This window comes from Aeromonas sp. MdU4, from assembly GCF_041929505.1.
GTDB lineage: Bacteria > Pseudomonadota > Gammaproteobacteria > Enterobacterales > Aeromonadaceae > Aeromonas.
Window position 1 is genome coordinate 23931 of record NZ_JBHFMW010000003.1, and the last position, 19175, is coordinate 43105.

Genomic DNA, 19175 nt, shown 5'->3' on the forward strand with positions numbered 1-19175 from the left:
GTGTCGTTACTCCAGTATGTCGGCCAGGGCTGCCACGACCCGATCCACGTCGGAGAGTGTCATGTCGGGGAAGAGGGGCAGGGTGCAGAGCCGTGACGAGTTCCACTCGGTATTGGGCAGCGAGAGCGCCGGGTAGCGCTCCCGGTAGTACTTCTGGGTATGGGCCGCCTTGAAGTGCAGGCCGGTGCCGATGCCACGCTCCTGCAGTGCCTGCATCAGCTGATCGCGATCGAGGCCGCAACGGGCCGGATCGACCCGCACCATAAAGAGGTGCCAGGCGTGCAGATGGGCATAATCAGGAATGGCGAGCGGTTCGAACGGCAATCCCTCCAGCAACTCCCGATAGCGGGCAACCAGGATGGCACGCCGGGCGTTGAGCTCGGGCAGGCGGGCCAGCTGCACTAGCGCGATGGCGGCGTTGATGTCGGCCAGGTTGTACTTGAAGCCCGGCATGATCACCTCTGCCTGTGGCTTGCGACCCAGCGTCATCCGGTCGAAGGCATCCACCCCCAGCCCGTGGAATTTCAGCATCCGCACCTTGTCGGCCAGTGCCTTGTCATCGGTCACCAGCATGCCCCCTTCGGCACAGGTGAGGTTCTTGATGGCGTGGAAGGAGAAGATGGCGGTGCCGGTCTCGCCGATCCAGCGGGCGCGATAGCGGGTGCCGACCGCATGGGCGGCATCTTCGATGACCGGAATATCGTGCTGGCGACCCAGGGCGAGGATGGGGTCGAGGTCGACCGGCGCCCCTGCGTAGTGAACCGGGATGATGGCCCGGGTGTTGGGGGTGATGAGTGGGGCTATTTGCCCGGCGCTGACCATCAGGGTATCCCTGTCCACATCGACGAAGACGGGAGTCGCCCCCAGCAGGGTGATGATGTTGATGGTGGAGACCCAGGTCTGGGAGGGGGTGATCACCTCGTCACCTGGGCCAATCCCCAGCGCCATCAGGGTGACATGCATACCGGCCGTTGCGGAGCAGAGCGCTACCGCATGCTGGCAGCCAAAGGTCTCGCAGAAGCGCTGCTCCAGCTCATGATTTTTCGGGCCAGTGGTGATCCATCCCGATTGCAGAACCTCGCTGACGGCGTTGATCTCGGCCTCACCCATGGCGGGTTTTGAGAATGGCAAAAGGTGTTTCATATGACTCCAGTCTTAATGTCGCAAGAGATCAAATGGCGATGAAAACCGGTATTGCCGATTTTCACTGGAAATATGCATGGCGCAGATATCTATATCGCTTTATATATTTTCGAAAGTAGCTGAATAGCGAGTTTTCATTCAAGCGCACAGCAACACTTGGTAACAATTGCTTGTGTTTTTATGGAAAGTTCAATTTGGAAATATCTCGTAACAAAATATTGCTTGGTTTTATTTTGAATTGGTGTTTAGCCACTTCTCTTTAGTGACGCTACTCGAGCTATTTGCCATTGCTGAATAATCGTCATGTCATTCAGTATTGAAATTGCTTGTTACAAATTGCCCGTAGTGCAATTGGGGAAAGGATGTAAAGTTTCCAGCATCACGCATTATGGAATAGTCGTTATGAATATCACCGTTTTTGGCAGTGGCTATGTCGGGCTGGTACAGGCAATTGTATTGGCCGATGTTGGCCATCAGGTTGTTTGTATTGATCTCGATGCAGAAAAAATAAGTCGGTTGTCCCGTGGCGAATTACCTATTTATGAACCCGGGCTGGATTCATTGCTGCATCAGACGCTACAAAATGGCTCGCTGAAATTCACCACGGATATATCCATGGCGGTTACCCACGGTGAGGTGCAATTCATCGCCGTCGGTACGCCCCCTGATGAGGATGGTTCGGCCGATCTGAGCGCCGTCAGGGCGGTGGCGAGATCGATTGCCCAACATCGTGTAGACGAGGTGATCATCGTCAACAAATCCACCGTGCCGGTTGGTACGGCAGACAAGGTGTTCCACTGGGTCAGGGAGCAGCAGGTTGAGCTTGGCAAGCAGTTCGAGTTCGATGTGGTCTCCAATCCCGAGTTTCTCAAAGAGGGGGCGGCTGTGCGTGATTGCCAGCGCCCGGATCGTATCGTTATCGGCACCGGCAAGGAGCGCTCCAGAGCCGTGATGCGCGAGCTGTACGAGCCCTTCAACCGCAATCACGACCGCATTCTATTCATGGACGTGCGCAGTGCCGAGCTGACCAAGTACGCCGCCAACTGCATGCTGGCTACCAAGATCAGCTTTATCAACGAGATTGCCGGGCTGGCCGAGCGGGTTGGTGCTGATATCGAGCTGGTGCGGCAGGGGATCGGTGCCGATCAGCGCATCGGCTACCAGTTTATCTATCCCGGTTGCGGCTATGGCGGCTCCTGTTTTCCCAAGGATGTGAGGGCGTTTCTGGCGACAGCCGCGGCCCTCGACTACGACACGCCGCTCATCCGCGCGGTGGAGCGGGTCAACGAGCGGCAGAAGTTCAAGCTCTTCGATACGCTGTCCACTCACTTTCAAGAGCGGGGCGAGTCGCTGGCGGGCAAGATCATCGCCATCTGGGGGCTCGCCTTCAAACCCAATACCGATGACATGCGCGAAGCGCCGAGTCGGGTGCTGATGGAGGCGCTGTGGCAGGAGGGGGCGCGGGTGCAGGCCTTTGACCCGGTGGCGATGAAGGAGGCGCAGCGCATCTATGGCTGCCAGCCCGAGTTGTCGCTGATGGGCACCAAGGAGGCTGCGCTGGCGGGGGCCGATGCACTGGTCATCTGCACCGAGTGGAACGAGTTCAAGGCGCCTGACTTTGCCCAGCTCAAGAAGATGCTGGCCATGCCGCTCATCATCGATGGCCGCAATCTCTATGACCCGCACAAGATGAAAAGCCAGGGCTTCTCCTACTACGCCATCGGACGCGGGGAGACCATTGCAGAAGGAATGAGCCATGCCACGCCCTGAAATCTCGGGGCGAAAGCTCGGCTGGATGTTGCTGCTGGTGACTCTGGTGCTGCTGTTTGGCCAGTTTGATCATCAGCTCTGGACGCCTGATGAGCCCCGCGAAGCGGCCATTGCGCTCGAGATGTACCGCAGTGGTGACTGGGTGGTGCCGACCCTGGGCGGGCGCAGCTTTATCGAGAAGCCGCCGCTCTTCTACATGGCCGCTCTGCCGTTTCTTGATGGGTTTGCATCCTGGCTGGGGATAACCAACACCCTGCGTTTGGCGGGCGTGGTCTGGGCGGCAGGCATGCTGCTCTTCACCGGCCTGCTGGCCTATCGCCTGCTTGGCAACAGGTCAGCGGCACTCTGGTCGGTCATCGCGCTGGGCGCCATGGAGGGATTTATTATCAATACGCACTGGATCAGGACGGACAGTGCGCTCGCCTTCTTTGTCGTATTTACCCTCTGGGCATTCGCCGAATATTATCTGGCGCATCGCAACTTGATGGCGATTATTGCCGGACTGGGTCTGGCTGGCTGTTTTATGGCAAAAGGACCGATTGGGCCGTTGACGGTGTTTTTCGGCTGGTTGCCCCTCTTTCTCTTTGCTGCACGCAAAGCAGTAAACGAGAAAAGTGTTCCCGTTTTTATATTCCAACACTTGTTGGTGTTGTTGTTTTTTATATTGCCAGTCGCAGCCTGGGTTCGTGAGCTAATTAATCATGTCGATGGGGATGCCTTGTGGCATGAGTGGTTCTGGCAGAATCAGGTTGGCCGTCTTACCGGCACTTCGACCGAACTGGGTCATATCAAGAAAGGTGCCTATCTCTATTACTTGTGGGGCCTGGTGGAATATACCATCCCATGGTTGCCATTCATTGTTTATTGGGGCTGGCAAACGGTGAAACAGCGGGAGTGGAGCCGTGAGCGGCTACTTTTGCTGTGCTGGGCGCTTGGGACTCTTTTATTGTTAACTATCTCTTCGACCAAGCGAACCCTCTATCTTTTCCCGCTATTGCCGGTATTTGCCATCATGCTGGGTCAGGTCAGCCTGAGCTGGCCGCTGTGGACTGCCCGTTATGGTCGGGGGTGGCTCTACTTCATGCTGCTGTTCTGCGTTGCCATCATTGCACTCCCCCTGCTGGGTTTGCCGCTGCCGTTTGCCAGCCACATTCCGGCAGAAGTGCAGCAAGCCGCCAGCAAGCTGGGGTGGCGTTACATTCCCGCCATCATCCTGTTCGTGATGGCGCTGGAGCTATTGTTGCGGCGCAAGGAGGTACATGGCGCCATTCATGTCACCAGCTCGGTGGCCATCATGTTTCTGCTCACCTTTGCGCTGGTCTACCCGCTGATCGATGCCGCCAAGGGGGTTTCGGGCAAGATGAGTCATCTACTTGAGGGGATACCGCTTGAGACGCGGGATCGGATTGCTGGCTGGCAACTTGGGGAAACCGAGCTTGGTCTTTTTTCCGCTTATGAAGGGATGCAGGTAACTAATTTGGACAAGGAAGAGGTGAGGGATGTACTTGCCTGCCGCGATGCTAGGTTTGATAGAATACTAGTAAATGGTACAGCCGAGGAGATGGCTAATCTATTGAAGGGGCTCTCCTATATGAAACTGGCGCAAACCAATCTTCGTTCTGATAAAACACAGCGATTGATACTTATCGCTAGGGCAGATTGCAATTGATATACGGTGAGTATCAAAGCTAAAAAAAGAAGAGTGCAGGAAGCGGCCCACCAAGGCCGCTTCCTTTTTTATATAGTTAGCAAATCTCCTGCGACAAACTCAGCCCATGCATCCATCGTAGGTCGACGCTGGTCTAGTAAGTCTGTACGGTGGTACGCAGCTTCTACCTTGTTTTGTACGGTATGGGGCGTTGTTTCCCAAATCAATCATCAAGCAGCAACTACCCCAGCCCCTGGTGACCGCTACACTCGGGGCTTTCTGACAGGCAAGCCCAAGGTATTCAGCTTGTTTATGGCGCTTACATACGCCATAACTTCTCCCACTTGGCCATTGTAGTTACGCAAACTGATTTTCCCCGCCAACAACTGCTTGAACCGATACATTGCCGTCTCTGCCAGCGAGCGACGGTGATACCCCGATATCTTCTTCCAGTGCGCCAGCCCTTTCTTGCGCATTACCAGCACTGCCTCATTTCTTGGGTGCCCCTTTTTCCAGAGTCCAGCGTTCTTACGAGGCGGGATACAGGCTGTCGCCCCTTTGCGCGAGATAAGCTGATGGCTGGCTTTGCTGTCATAGGCGCCATCCGCATAAACACGTCCCAGCTTTCGCCGCAGTGGGTTGAGCAAGGTCGGCAGCACCTCGGCATCATGGACGTTTTCCAACGACACTTCCGCCGCCACGATATCGTGAGTTGCCGGGTCTACCGCCAGATGCAACTTGCGCCAGACACGGCGCTTCTCAGCGCCGTGTTTTCTGACCTTCCACTCGCCGTCACCAAACACCTTGAAGCCAGTCGAGTAGGTAACCAGGTCGGTGATAAGCCCCTTACTGGGCTGCCGATAGGTCACTTGCACCGTACGGGCTCGTTTGCTGACACAACTGTAGTTCGGTGCTCACAACGGCATATTCATCAACTCGAACAGGGAGTCGAGTAGCCCCTGAGTTGTGCAAAGCGTGAGGCTAAAAAATTCCCTTGTACATCAATAAGGTACAGATGGTATGGTCAGCGTAAAGCAGGCTGCGGCCCCATCGTCCGTGATGGTCGTTGTGGAACCAATTATTCATGACCTCGGCATCAACCCAGAAGGTGAATGAGCCACGGTTAATCCGAGACTTGTTGTATTGAGGCCACTTAGTGATGGGGGGAAGTGAGGAGCCCATGATGCTGACTTGGAGGGGATGGTGGTGATCAGATCACTGAGTCCTCAGTTAGTTCCTCAAGCTGCATCGATTTGGGAAACAACGCCAGAAATATCCCAAGATGAAGTGGCATACTGGTACAGATTTGAGTTTTTTGTTAATGGATGTTTTTGAACTAAAAAATGTATTGATGGTATCGGGCGCTCATGGGCTGGCATTGCGGTAAACCTGAACCAAAGCTGTATTATAAATAGCTTTGATTGTGAGGCTTGTCGCATTTATTAAATTGAATTAAATAAGCCAGGCTGATGTGGCAGGGGGCCAATGTGGTCTCCTTTGATTGTATTTATGGTTGGAATGAAGAGAGTCGCTATATATATCAAGCTGATACTAAAGTGGGTGGTTTAAATTATTTATATTTATTATTTATTTATTGTGATTTTAAAACTTAATATATAGATCTCAAATGCAGCTGCTCATATATAGTCCTGCCGCTAAAGATATACTCAAGGGTCTATTTATGAGTTTCACACCAAGTAAAGTCCATCAGTACGTCTGGACTTATCTCTTTTTAGGACAGCAGGCATTATTTCCTGTGGCTTATGCGGCTGGGCAACTCTCAATGCCAGCAGCCGAGCAACCTGAACTTATCCGCTATCAGATCGCAAAGGGAGATACGCTTGGTTCTGTCTCACGCCAGTTTGGCACAACCCCTCACCAACTGTTGGCATTAAATGGCAACCTGACGCTAAACGGCCCTCATTTGCCGGTAGGTGACACAATCAATTTACCGCGCCCGTCCGTTTTACCTGCGCTGTCGGGCATCAATCCACTGCATTTGACGATGGATACGCCAACCCCTGTGGATGTCGAGCAGAAGGTTGCCGAGCAGGCTGCTCGCTTAGGACAGCGGTTTTCGCCTGCCGAGTCAGAGATGACGGCACATCAGGAAAACCACAGTGAATTGGTTAAGGGATTTAAACGAGGCTTTCCGCATCTGCCGCCTTCCGCGCAGAGCGTTACACAGGATGCGACTGCATCGCATCATGGGGTAGAACAAGAGAAGCTGTATTGGCGTCAACGACTGGTCACCCATTTTGAAGTGGAAGCCAATGCCTATGCAGCATCCTTGCTGGGGGCGATGAGCACAGCCAGAACCCAGGTGACACTAGATGACGATTTCAATATGGTCACTGCCGAGGCGAATCTCTTGTTACCGCTTGCGGAAGAGCAGCAGACCTTGCTGTTTACCCAGTTTGGTCTACGCCGAAATGGGCAGGCGCGTACCATTGCCAACCTAGGGGTGGGCCAGCGTCATTTCCTCGACCACTGGATGCTGGGTTACAACCTGTTTGCTGATTATGACCTGACCAATCGGCACTGGCGTGCGGGTGTCGGGGCCGAAGCGTGGCGTGAGCATCTCAAGTTGGGCGCCAACTTTTATACCCCACTGAGCAGTTGGCGTGACTCCCCGCGTTTTGAGGGCATGGAAGAGCGCGCTGCACGCGGCATGGATGTGCGTCTTGAGGCCTATCTGCCGGCCTATCCGCAATGGAGTGCATCGCTTACTGCCGAGCAGTATTTGGGAGAGCGGGTTGACTTGCTGGGCGCTGATCAGCTTGAGCGAGACCCGCATGCCATCACCGCTGGCTTGCACTATAACCCCTTCCCGCTACTCAAGATGAATGTCGAGCAAGTTGAAGCGAGCGGCAGGCAACATGACACCCGTTTTACGCTGGGGCTGGAGTGGAAGCTGGGGGCAACGCTCTCGGACATGCTGAATCCGTCCCGTGTCGACAAGTCGGTGGCGGGTATGCGCCACGATCTGGTTGAGCGTAACAATGACATGGTGCTTGAGTATCGCGACAAGGTGCTCCTCAAGGCGTCTTTCAACGACCTATATTCCGCGGCAGAGGGGCAAGCTTTGACCTTGACGCTCAACATCCAGCATTCCCGTCAGATAGCCACCATCCAGTGGTTTGGCGAGATCCTGGGGCTCAGTGGGCTTATTAGCCCGGCCGATACGGCTGGGCAGGACAAACGCTCTCTCACACTCCCGGCCTTGCCCATCTATCGCATTGATCAATCCAATCAATATCCGATCGTTGCCATCGTCACTGACATCGATGGCCATGAAGCCATCGCGGAAGGGGTTGTTGTCGTCTCGGAAGACTCTGGGCTGCAACCCGCTATTCAGTTGGCAGAACACTTTGTTCAACTTCGCCCTGGTGCTCACTACCACGTTGACTGGGGGGTGGTTGACCCCCGTCAGAAGCCCGCCAAAGCGCGCAATGGGATCCCGATTGAGAGTATTGAAGGGGATGTAGAAGCGGACCGCGATGGTTACCAGTACCGCTATCTCCTGACATTTCAGGGGCCTGCACAGGTACTGACGGGGCGTGAGCTGGTTGCTCCTGGGCAAGCCAACCCCGGCACTCGGTATCGCCTGGATGTCGAGGTCACCTTCCCGAGTGGGCATGTGGCGCGTGACAGCATGGAGTTTGAGTTTATTGATGATGCAACGTTGCCGGGGGCCCCGACGTTGACAGCGACCGACAGCAATGGTGACGACAAGCCAGAGGCCACTGGTAAAGCGGAACCTGAATGTACGGTGACCATTACCTGGCCGGATGGCACGACCAGCACCACGACTGCAGATGAGGATGGCAACTACAGCTTGGAAGCCCCGACGGCGCAGGGGAGTGGCACCATCACCGCCACGGCTACAGACAAGCGCGGTAACACGGGGCCGGCTACCAGTGTGAACTACACCGACTCAACGGCGCCTAGAGCTCCGACGTTGGTTGCGACGGATCGCAATAGCGACAACAAGCCGGAGGTCAGTGGCAAGGCTGAACCGGACAGCACGGTGACCATTACCTGGCCGGATGGCTCGACCAGTACAACGACTGCGGACGTGGATGGCAACTACACCCTGGAAGCCCCAACGGTGCAGGGGAGTGGCACCATTACCGCCACGGCTACCGACAAGAGCGGCAACACGGGGCCAGCTAGCAGTGTGAATTACCTCGCGAGCTTGATGGGGCTGACGATTACCGGGCTGGTTAACGGCTTCCCTCAGGTGGGCTCTGTACTGACAGCCGTGCCTGACTGCGGCTTGAGCGCCTGCCGCACAGGGCTGACCTGGCAGTGGCAGATCGAAGAGGAGGCCGGTACTGGACGTTTTGTGGATATCGCTGGGGTGACCAGCGTGGCCTATTTACCTGTGAGAGAGGATCAGAAGAAACGGGTGCGCGTCATTGTTGCGGAGCTGTGAGTGCCGCCCAAAAGCGTGGGATCAAGTGGCGTCTGGGACGCAGAGTGTCTTGGTTCACAGGTATACAAGAGTCGCCATGGTGCTGGGAGCATCCGGTATGGCGTTTATCGACTCAAGGTAAGTCTTTTTTGTAGCCAAAAAGAAGAGAGCAAGTGATGAGAAAGCAAAAAATCGCACTATCGATAGCAATGGTAATGTGGGGGGTAGCCAGTGGCGCCAGTGCGCTGACGTCGGCTCCAACCGATACTGTTAAGGGGAGAGCCCCAACGTTGGATAGTGCATCTTTTACCTATACCGATGCTAATGGCAATGGTCGGGTGGATGTGAATGATACCTTGCAAATTGTCGAAACCGGTTTTGGTGACTTGGATGGGGATGCACCAGTAACTAGTGAATACAAGTGGTATCGCGATGGGACACCGATTGTTGGTGCGACGGGCAACAGCTACACCCTGGTTGCGGCAGACCTTGGTACAAAAATTACTGCAAGTGTCATTCCGCAAACAGACTCGACAACAACCGACCCGTATCAGGGAACTCTGGTGGCAGTGGGGGGGGCTCCTGATGGCGATGACTCTGTTGATGTGGTTGATCCCAATGAGGTGGATGCCGTCGAGATCGTCATTGCGGCCACTGACGCTGCGCTTGCTGGCAATCCGATTGTCTCGACCGAACTCAGGGCCAAGGTCACTACCAGCGCCGGGAATATAGGTACGGCGACTGAGTATACCTATCAGTGGATGATTGAAGACTCTGTCGGAGCAGGTACTTACAGTCCGATTGCTGGCGCCACCAGCGAAACTTATACCCCGGGCAAGGATGATCAGAAGCGCAAGCTGCAGGTGGATGTCACCAAGAAGTAAAGTCATCACCAGCCCCGACTGGCTGGGCATGATATCCGGACCATCGCCAGCAGCAAGAGGTTGATGGTTATCGGATAGATAACGGGTTGTCCTGCCTTGCCAGGGAAGGCGAGGTGGGCATATCAATCAGCAATACAGGGCGCCCGAAGGCGCCCACCATTTTAACCAGCCTGGACTGTAAAGATGGCGAAGCTGGCTAGTTACAGCAGGTGATGGTGCTGTCGTAAACCGGAGAGTGTTTGAATGAAGGTGATATCTCGTTATTTGTCATATCTGGCACTGTGGATGGTGCTGTGGCAAACGACAGGAGCAATGGCCGAAAGTGCCAACACCCTGTCGGTGCAGGGGCGTGCGCCAGTGGCATCTAGCGTGACACTGACTGGCCCGGCGGCGCCATTGGTGGGGGATACCCTGCTGGGAACATATACCTTTAATGACCATGATACTGACGAGGAACAGGGCAGTGTGTTGCGCTGGCTAAATAATAGTGACATCGAACTCGCCAGAGGTGAGCGCTATCTATTGACCGATGCCGAACGTGGCAAACAGCTTCGCTTTGCTGTTACCCCGGCCACCAATCCGGCGGTGACTGATCCGCATGAGGGGGTAGAGGTAAGCAGTTCTCTCTCTGCTGTGGTGCAGGGGCGGCCAGACCCCGCCAAATCCACCTTCAGTGTCGACAAGTCCACCATAGTGGCAGATGGGGTTGATAACGCAGTTCTGACGCTGACCCTCAAAGACGACAATCAAACACCGGTAACCGGCATCAGTGATCGGGTTGCGCTAGGCTACAGCGGTGTGGATACAGATGTTATCTCCCTGACTGAAAACGACCTGGGCAATGGCATCTATGAGTACATCCTGACGGGGACCAAGTCTGGCGTTGTTACCCTGACGCCACAGCTGGATGGCACTCCCTTGACCACTCTCCCTCAATCACTGCAGGTGACCCTGGCTGCCAACCCAGCCACCGCGAAAGTGGCCCAACTGGTAACCACGACTGACAATCAGCCTGCGGATAACGTCAGTGCTGACCTGCTGACAGCGACTGTGCATGATATTGAAGGGAACCCCATGCTGGGCGTTAGCGTGGTATGGTCGCATGGCAGCACCACGGCAACCTTGGGTGCAGCGACAAGCGTGACCGATAGTAATGGTCTGGCAACGATGAACCTCATCAACACCCGGGCTGAGACAGTCGCCGTGACGGCAAGGGCTGAAGCCAATTCCGCTGACCTGGGCATGACCAGTGATGCCAACTTCGCACTCTATCCGGTGCTCGATACATTAGCCGTGGGGGCCAATTATCAGCCCGCCAATGATAAGGCCTTGAACACAATAGTGGCCACATTCAAAGACCTTGATGGGGCGGTTCTGGCAAATGTGCCGATCACTGTGGAGTTCAATGCTGACAAGAGCACCGTCACGTTCGATAACGAGTCGCCATGGACGACCACTACCAATGACGCAGGTGAGGTGATCGTGTCACTGCGTAACAGCGTGGTTGAGGATGTTGAGGTGACGCTATATGCGACCAACAGCAGTGCTGTGCAAAAAATGGCATCGGTCAGCTTTACAGAACTGATGATATCTAGATTCCTCAAGCCGGATCCGGCCACTATGAATTGGCTGGATGCCGACAACTACTGCAATAACATCGGGCGCCGTTTACCGACGGTAGCTGAATTGAGGGCATTGTTTGTCGAGGTATCTCCTTCCTTTGGTGAGAATTATGAATTGTGCAATGTTCATGGATGGCCAATGGCTGGCAAGTGTGGTGGTACCTACGATGACTACTGGACGAGCGAGTTATCTATGTCTAATAAACACCGGGCAGTTTACATGCACATTGGCATCACTGGGGAGTTTCCGGATAGTGCTCCCAGCCAAGTGGTATGTATACGTCGTTAAGGGAGCCTTTTCTCCTTAAGTCGATGCAGGTTGAATGGAACTAATGGTGATAGTGGTGATGTGATCACCACTATCACCTTCAATTCTGGCACTATGGGCAAGAGACTTAATGCCATAACTACTGCACAACAAGAATTTTCGCCATGTGCCACAAACTGTAGAGCTCGGAGTAGTGATCTATCCCCAGTCTCATATAGGAATATAAATGTTAATGTTATTTTAGGAGTAGAGTTTTGTTCCCTTTATCTAAAAGGCAAACTCAACAATGTATCATTGCAGATGGAAAGAGGGAAGGAGATACGATATCTGATTGTCATCAGCTCTCCATACTTCTGAATATTACAATACATGGAGTAACCGTGAGAGATTGATGGGTTATGTAAAAATCACCTTAGGGGTTTTATTACTTTATTAATCGTCGGCATTGTGATGGTTTAACTTAAAATATCAACCAATCTGATTTAAAGCATCATGGTGCGGTAAGGTCGAGGGCGTAATGAAACAAGATGACAGCTGGAACATGGATGAGAATGATGTTGAGTGGTGGAACAGCTACACTAGATTGTTTGTTCAGGGGATTTATAGCAAAAATCCCAAAAAGAGAATGGCTGGATTATATTTCAGACCAATCAGCATGGAGGCTACTTCATTCTATAAGTCTTGTGATTTTAACTTGTTGTTGATGAACACCAAGGTACAAATGTCACTTCTTGACGAATTTTGCAAAACATATAATCAAGCTGGTCGTCGGCCATGTCAATTATTTTTTAAAGTAGAGGCAAGACTATTATCCCATATGTCCGGTCAGCTGATAGCATTAATGGATAATATGCACTCTCAGAATATTGAATTGACTCTTGATTTGAATTTGCCACGGCATATAAGCAATGATAAAGAATGGCAACGCTCACTTTTTAAAATTGCAGATGGTGGCCATATGGTTTGTCTAGGTGGTTATAACTGGAAAGATAATGAATCCAATAGCTTTCACATGGTTAATGAACTATTTAAATATGTCAGATTAGGGCCCCCTCCATCCAACCTAGCTGAAGTTAATCACTTTATTGACACCTGCTTTTATATTAAAGAAAAAATGTCAGCTCAACTTATATTAGATAGAATTCAAAGCCAGACAGATCTTGATATAGTATGCCGGACACCATTTTTTGCATTGATGGGAGATTATATCTCAACTGCTTATTTAGCAAAAAGCATGGAGGATATCTCCTATAAGGTCATGTTATGAGTGCAATTAAGAATACTACACTTGTCATTGCATTGTGTGCATTAACACTCTGTAATATTATTTATCAATACGTATTCCATGCATTGACAAATGATGGGCATCACCATTCTGAGTACAGTATTATTTGGGCTCCTAATGCCTACCTAGTTTTCTTTCTATGGGCATTTGGTCGCTATATACGTAAGTCAATCTTATTGATATCAGTTTTTATGACAATAATAGGGTTCAACTTACTATATTTTAGTAGCCAAAATTATCCAATAGGAATGGGGTCTTATTGGTCATCTCTGACAATGTATGCTGTTAATAACACTGTATTTATCATTGGGTTTTTATTTGTGTTAAATTTTTGGCAATCCTCAACGTCTTTTTTGTCAAAAGGTAATGAAGTGCTATCATTTTTATGGCTCCATTTTGGTGGTGCCTTATGTACTCTTATTGCAAGTGTATCTGTTCTTGTTTTTCCTAGTTCATCAGAAAAGCTGGTATATCAGCTACTTGCAGCAAATCTTATGGCATTTACCTTTTTTACATCATATCTTTTTTTGTCAGAGCAATTCATTCCTGACAACAAAAACATTAAGATGATGAATTTTAGTCTATTGGTATCACTGTCCTCAATCGTTTTTTATATAGTGAATGATTTTTTCCATACTTTATCAAAAGAAACATTTGCGCTAATTTTGATGGCATCATTTATTTGTCTTTTTATTAAAACCAGCCCATATGTAAGAATTGTTATCGCTGCCTTAGTTTCAGCTTTATTCGCTGCTGTAAATGTAGCTTTGGATTTATCTTTTTATGATTTTATTCTATTTTACAGTATATGCATCAGCACTAGCATTATCTTGATAATGCGGAAGAAAGAAACACATATTATACATACGTTGCAGAAAACGGTAGATGAGCTTAGAAAAAGTAAACTAATAGATCCTTTGACCGGTTTACTTAATAGAGAGGGATTCAAGAATGTATTAAGTGAAAAGTGTAATTCCAATAAAGAATTTTTGGTTGCATATGCAGATCTTGATAAATTTAAAGAGATTAATGATTTTATGGGACACGCTGCTGGTGATCTTGTATTAAAAATATCTTCAGCAAGGATGTCATCAATTTTAGGTATGAATAGTCCTGTCGCACGCCTTGGAGGTGATGAGTTTGCCTTTGTTATCCATGGTGAGAAAAGTGTAGCCCTATTGCACTGTCAGGAACTGATCGAAAAAATAACGCAGCCAATCGTACTGGGGGAACGCACATTTTCAATCGGTATTTCTATTGGCGTTAGTTCTTATCCCCATCAAGCAACTGCAGTAGAAGAGTTGCTTGATAAAGCTGATATGGCTATGTATGTAGCCAAATACTCCCATGAACGTGTACCTGTGTATTTTGAAGACAAAATGGACTCCCGAAAAAGTCATGAGACATTTCATTTGCAAAGAACATTTAATATAGACTCGATGTTGGGTGAATGCTATGCAGTATTCCAGCCGCTACATGATATTCAGAAGGGGGGCGTTAAGTCATTTGAAGCATTACTGCGACATCCTAATTTAAGCACGGTTGATATAATTCAGTGGGCAGAAGATTATTGCCATATGAATGCATTATTTGAATTTATGGTGCAATGTGCAGCAAATTTTTTTCTAAAGTCAGGTTATCCCGTTACAGTTAACATATCTCCATCTCAGATCATCTTCAATGGTATGATGATTAGAGACTTTATGGAAAAAGTAATCACAGAATATAAATTGCCACGTAATACATTAAATTTAGAAGTTACTGAGTCGGTGCCAATCGTTGAACAGTCGGTTTTCATTGATGCAATTAGCGAAATAAAAAAGCTAGGAGTAGAGGTTTACCTTGATGACTTTGGTACTGGTTATGCCTTTTTCTCTACATTAAGTATGAGGGCATTTGATGCAATCAAGATTGATAGAAATCTAGTTTCTGGCATTAATAAATCACTATCAATGCAGCGCCTTTTAAATTCCATATTAACTTATGCGAACGAAGCAGGTATGTACGTAATAGCTGAGGGGGTTGAGGAAGAAGACGAGCTTTTGGTATTAAAAAATTTGGGGGTGAAATATGTACAAGGGTACTATTTCTCAAAACCAAATAAAGAAGATGTCATGTTAAGCTATATCAAAAGTTGGCACGACACCAATGAGGATAGCATCAATATATATAAACTTAATAGCTACGCTACTTAAGATTAGTGGATAGCAGGAATAGCATTACCAAAAGCCCAACCTACCAGCCATATTCACCCTGTAAATACGATACGATGGGTTCCTTAGAAGAACCCAATCGTATTGCCCAGCATGAATTTGCTTCGCTGAGTATATATGAGCATCGGTAAATCTTACATTTAAACCATCGTCAAAATCGAATAAAGGTTTGGATAGTTCTTTTGAATAAACTACAAAAAAAAACAAGTCATCGTTCTTTTTTGCCAAGATCCCTTTAAAAAGTTTTTTTTCTCCACTGATCTTGTTCCATGCGATGGTTTCTACAATGCCGAATCGGCATGTACTTATATATTTCATTTTTACATCATTTGTCTCAGAGTTATAATTGCATCCCATACCATTGATAATTGGTGTGATAATATAAACATGGAGGATTATAAAACTAATTAACACTATAAACTTTAATGTTCTGATCATTATTGTCATACCCGTAAAGATAAAGTCCATATTTTTTTTGTATATTTTCAGCTATTGATTGTTGCTTGCTTTTATTTAGCTCGAAAACACCACAAATTTTTATTTTTCCGTTTAACTGATAGCAATAAAGCTCACCTGAAGAAAAATAATAAATGATACTTAATGACAGGAGCGCTACGCAATACAGCGAGAACAATATTTTTATGAATATTTTTTTAAAATAGTTGCCATGTCTTTCTTGCACAATGCTCTTTGCATTAACCTTTGCCATGTTAACAATGGCCTCATTTACTTCATCTGAACATGATTCGGTTGTTTTACTCTCTGTATTTATCTCATTTTTATTTTTTGACGAGTCATAAGGAGGTTGCTGAGCAATCATGTTAAATTGGATCTTGTCTGCTTCTCCATGCAATATATAACCTCTCCGGTGAACGGTTTCTATATTAAATACACTATCAGTCTCTTGTAGTACTTTTCTGATGTTTTTTATAGCAACAGCCAGTGAGTTGGGAGAGACGAACTTGTTAGGCCACCCTTCTTCAATCAACTCCTCTTTACTGGAAAACTGATTTAATTTTTTTAGTAAAGCTGCAAAGATGAGCGTCTCGCTTTTGCTTAATCGAGCAATCACTTCTGAGTTCCATGTGACGTCACCTGAGACGGCGTTGTAGTTTAGCATTCTAAAACCACCAACGATTAAGTTAAATATTTGTTTCTCATTGAGAGCTACTCGTCTTCTGCGATAGCCCTACCTTATTAGATATTCTATATGTGTCTTTGGTATAGTTGCAATAGCATGACCTTAGTATTCTATTCATTATTACTACATTACTTAGTGCTCGCAGATATATCTATTATAGGCTATTGTCGACAGTATGCGTGCTTACAATATCTTGTCTTCAAAGGATTAAATCACTCTTTATTAAAACCATTTATGAAATCAATCACTAAGTTTCTAATTTTCGTGTTTGTATGAGTGTATAGAGTATTAGGTCATGCTCATTTGGTATGTGCTATTAAAATAGATGCACATGATCTCGCTAAATACAACTAAATATAGTTTGTGAAATATATTTCAGGTGCAATTTGATATTCGGAATGATAATTTATTAGTGTAGCGAATTGCCATTCAGAGTGGATTTTATAGGATGACCAAAGGAATGATTTATACATGTGGTTAATTTATGGTGTTTCGATTTAGCCATAGTGTAGCCATCTCCTGATACTATCAATAGGCGAGTTATAAATTTAAGGTTGAATGCGAAACAGGATTATGCCGTCCATTATAAATTAAAGTATTTTTTTAAGAAAAATTTACGCTCTGTAATAGTAAATCTTTCTCTGAAAGAGATTGGCCTGGGCTAGATGAAACTTATCAAATATGGTTATTACGTTAGGTGGCACGATAAGTTTTATACCCGTCATTTCCGATCGTTTTTTAGTTGTGAGAACAATGAAGAAACAATGAAATTGCCATCTCAACAGAGATGCGCGCTCTTGCAACCCATTGATGTTAAATGGTTTTTTTATTTTATAAATTTATTATTTTAGTATCACTACATTTTGATTAAAAAATAAGATTATTGCTGCGTTAGTTATCGTAAAAATAAATCTTTATGTATTGAGGTGACGTGGTATGTATTTAAAAATGCTTAATAGAGACAAGGGGGTTGTCTTTGATCTTCAACATGGCATTGTCGAGTATAAAGCTTTAGGGGGGGTGATTGTGCAGTCTAGACTAGGCAAAAAAGACAGGGATGTATTGATGTACTTGATAAATAATGTTGGGCGACTGATCTCTAAAGATGAGATTCTACATCATGTCTGGGCTAATCGAATTGTATGTGAGAATACCGTTTCAGTTGCATTATCAAATATCCGTAAGTTTTTAAAAAAAGCAGATGAGGATTGTTCGTGTTTAACGAATGTATCTGGTTCTGGTTATATTTTTAACCCAGCTAAATCGGGTTTTAAATTAGAGAAGGGACATAAAGTTAAGGATCTTGTTGTGTAAGGTGTAATTGGTGATGTTTTCTAAGAGCCTAGTGAAAGCCATATTGTACAATTTTACTATGATAACAAAGCTTTGAGGGGAATTACGATGATGTTTTTATTTTATTGTACGATGAAGAGGGACGCCGATATACCATGATAAAAAGTGAAATGTTAATATAGGAGCTAAGTGAGGTAGTAAATGCTGAAATCAATGACAATATGTACAGATCTAGTTATCACCTGACACCGGCCTCAAACCGGTGTCTTGTTTACTCTACTTTAGTGCGCACTTCCTTCGGTATCAATTTCAGACCCTTCTTGAACATGCTGTAGGGGGTCTGATCCTCCATCATCCTGCCCTGATGTGGCCGCTGGGTGTTGTAGTGCTCCAGGTAGCTATCTAGGTCTGTCTGCATCTGCTTTACCGACTCATACTAGGTTGTCCTCCCCTTGATACGGAAGTGTTCATCCAGCAGTGTGCGATGCAGTCGCTCGATAAAGCCGTTGCTCTGCGGCCTGCGCACCTTGGTGGTCCGGTGCTCAATGCCCTCCAGTTGCAGGAACAGCTCGTAGGGATGATGGTCAGGGCGTCCGCAGAACTCACGCCCGTTATCCGACAGGATGGTATAGACCCGGGCCTCATGAGCTTCGAAGCTGGTGTAGAGCCGCCCCAGGCGTGGCGACTGTAGCAGTCCAGCACGGTTTGCAGATACACCTTGCTAACTCTCTTGAGCGCGCCGACGAAGACGGTGTCGACCGCCACCAGTTCTCCGGTGTAGTGGACCTCAATCTGGCGTTCGCGAAACTCGGGGCTGAAGCGTTCTAACAGGCGAATTTGCTCGTCATTGAGCTCAATGGTCTGCTCCCGGTGGGTTTTCTCAAGGCGCAACAAGCGGTCGTGTTTAGAGAGCAAATCGTGGCGTTGCCACACGCCACGCACTCCACCGGCACTGACGTTGATACCTTGCAGGGCCAGTTCTTGTGCGTGCCGCAGCGGGTCATGAGTTGGTCTGGTGAGGGAGTAATCGAGGATGGCCTGTTCAATCTCGGGGGCAATCCGGTTGGGATGAGCCCCTTTACAGCCGGGCAATTTGTCGAGCAAGCCCTTGGCGCCATAGGTCTGGCAATTACGGTGAATTTCGTAGAACTGCTGACGGCTGTAGCCGATGAGCTTGCAGGCTTTGCTGACGTTATTGAGCTCTTTGGCGAGCTCTAGCAGGCTGAGTTTGCGACGAGCGACTTTCTCGTTGGTGGTCATACGGTGACTCCAGATAACATGGTAGGGGTACCGTTTTGTTATCCGGTTTGAAGCCGTATGACCACTCCCTTTTGTGGGCAACTGTCAGGTGAATACCGGCGTTGTTGCCCAAACCAACGAGCAAGTCATGACTTCCCCAGCTCCTGGTTACCGCTACACTCGGGGCTTTCTGACAGGTAGACCAAGGGTATTCAGCTTGTTTATGGCGCTAACATACGCCATGACTTCTCC

General features: G+C 48.4%; 11 protein-coding genes and 2 pseudogenes. 8 read left to right on the top strand and 5 right to left on the bottom strand.

The genetic code is table 11. From position 1 onward, the window contains the following. Positions 1-6: 6 nt before the first annotated feature. A complete protein-coding gene (gene arnB / locus ACE1BR_RS02370) occupies positions 7-1143 on the bottom strand; it encodes a UDP-4-amino-4-deoxy-L-arabinose aminotransferase (RefSeq protein WP_374867283.1) in 1137 nt (378 codons plus the stop codon). Between the two features lie 402 nt (positions 1144-1545). Between arnB and ACE1BR_RS02375 the strand changes: the two genes are divergently transcribed. Then, on the top strand, positions 1546-2913 hold the full coding sequence (locus ACE1BR_RS02375) for a UDP-glucose dehydrogenase family protein (protein WP_374867285.1): 1368 nt from the start codon (positions 1546-1548) through the stop codon (positions 2911-2913). Beyond that, on the top strand, positions 2900-4582 hold the full coding sequence (locus ACE1BR_RS02380) for an ArnT family glycosyltransferase (RefSeq protein WP_374867286.1): 1683 nt from the start codon (positions 2900-2902) through the stop codon (positions 4580-4582). The genes ACE1BR_RS02375 and ACE1BR_RS02380 overlap by 14 nt, the downstream gene beginning before the upstream one ends. 242 nt (positions 4583-4824) lie before the next feature. Here ACE1BR_RS02380 and ACE1BR_RS02385 read toward each other — a convergent pair. Then, a pseudogene (locus ACE1BR_RS02385) lies at positions 4825-5743 on the bottom strand (IS5 family transposase). A gap of 499 nt (positions 5744-6242) precedes the next feature. Between ACE1BR_RS02385 and ACE1BR_RS02390 the strand changes: the two are divergent. From ACE1BR_RS02390 to ACE1BR_RS02410, 5 genes are all read left to right on the top strand, one after another. Beyond that, positions 6243-8999, top strand: coding sequence for an inverse autotransporter beta domain-containing protein (locus ACE1BR_RS02390; protein WP_374867288.1), 2757 nt, complete (start codon positions 6243-6245; stop codon positions 8997-8999). A gap of 155 nt (positions 9000-9154) precedes the next feature. Further along, positions 9155-9862, top strand: coding sequence for a ZirU family protein (locus ACE1BR_RS02395; RefSeq protein ID WP_374867290.1), 708 nt, complete (start codon positions 9155-9157; stop codon positions 9860-9862). A gap of 243 nt (positions 9863-10105) precedes the next feature. Then, entirely contained in the window at positions 10106-11773 is a 1668-nt protein-coding gene (locus ACE1BR_RS02400; RefSeq protein ID WP_374867292.1) for an Ig-like domain-containing protein, read from the top strand. 496 nt (positions 11774-12269) lie between these two features. Beyond that, entirely contained in the window at positions 12270-13019 is a 750-nt protein-coding gene (locus ACE1BR_RS02405; RefSeq protein ID WP_374867294.1) for a hypothetical protein, read from the top strand. Next, entirely contained in the window at positions 13016-15232 is a 2217-nt protein-coding gene (locus tag ACE1BR_RS02410) for an EAL domain-containing protein (protein ID WP_374867296.1), read from the top strand. Before ACE1BR_RS02405 ends, ACE1BR_RS02410 begins: the two co-directional genes overlap by 4 nt. Positions 15233-15256: 24 nt before the next feature. On the opposite strand, the gene ACE1BR_RS02415 is transcribed toward ACE1BR_RS02410, so the two are convergent. Then, a complete protein-coding gene (locus tag ACE1BR_RS02415) occupies positions 15257-15568 on the bottom strand; it encodes a hypothetical protein (protein ID WP_374867298.1) in 312 nt (103 codons plus the stop codon). A gap of 85 nt (positions 15569-15653) precedes the next feature. Continuing rightward, complete coding sequence (locus tag ACE1BR_RS02420; RefSeq protein ID WP_374867300.1) at positions 15654-16370, bottom strand: transcriptional regulator; 717 nt, start codon at positions 16368-16370, stop codon at positions 15654-15656. A 957-nt stretch (positions 16371-17327) separates the two neighbouring features. Here ACE1BR_RS02420 and ACE1BR_RS02425 point away from each other — a divergent pair. After that, on the top strand, positions 17328-17705 hold the full coding sequence (locus ACE1BR_RS02425) for a transcriptional regulator (RefSeq protein WP_374867302.1): 378 nt from the start codon (positions 17328-17330) through the stop codon (positions 17703-17705). Positions 17706-17955: 250 nt separating this feature from the next. Here ACE1BR_RS02425 and ACE1BR_RS02430 read toward each other — a convergent pair. Beyond that, positions 17956-18944: pseudogene (locus ACE1BR_RS02430) on the bottom strand (integrase core domain-containing protein). Positions 18945-19175: the final 231 nt, after the last annotated feature.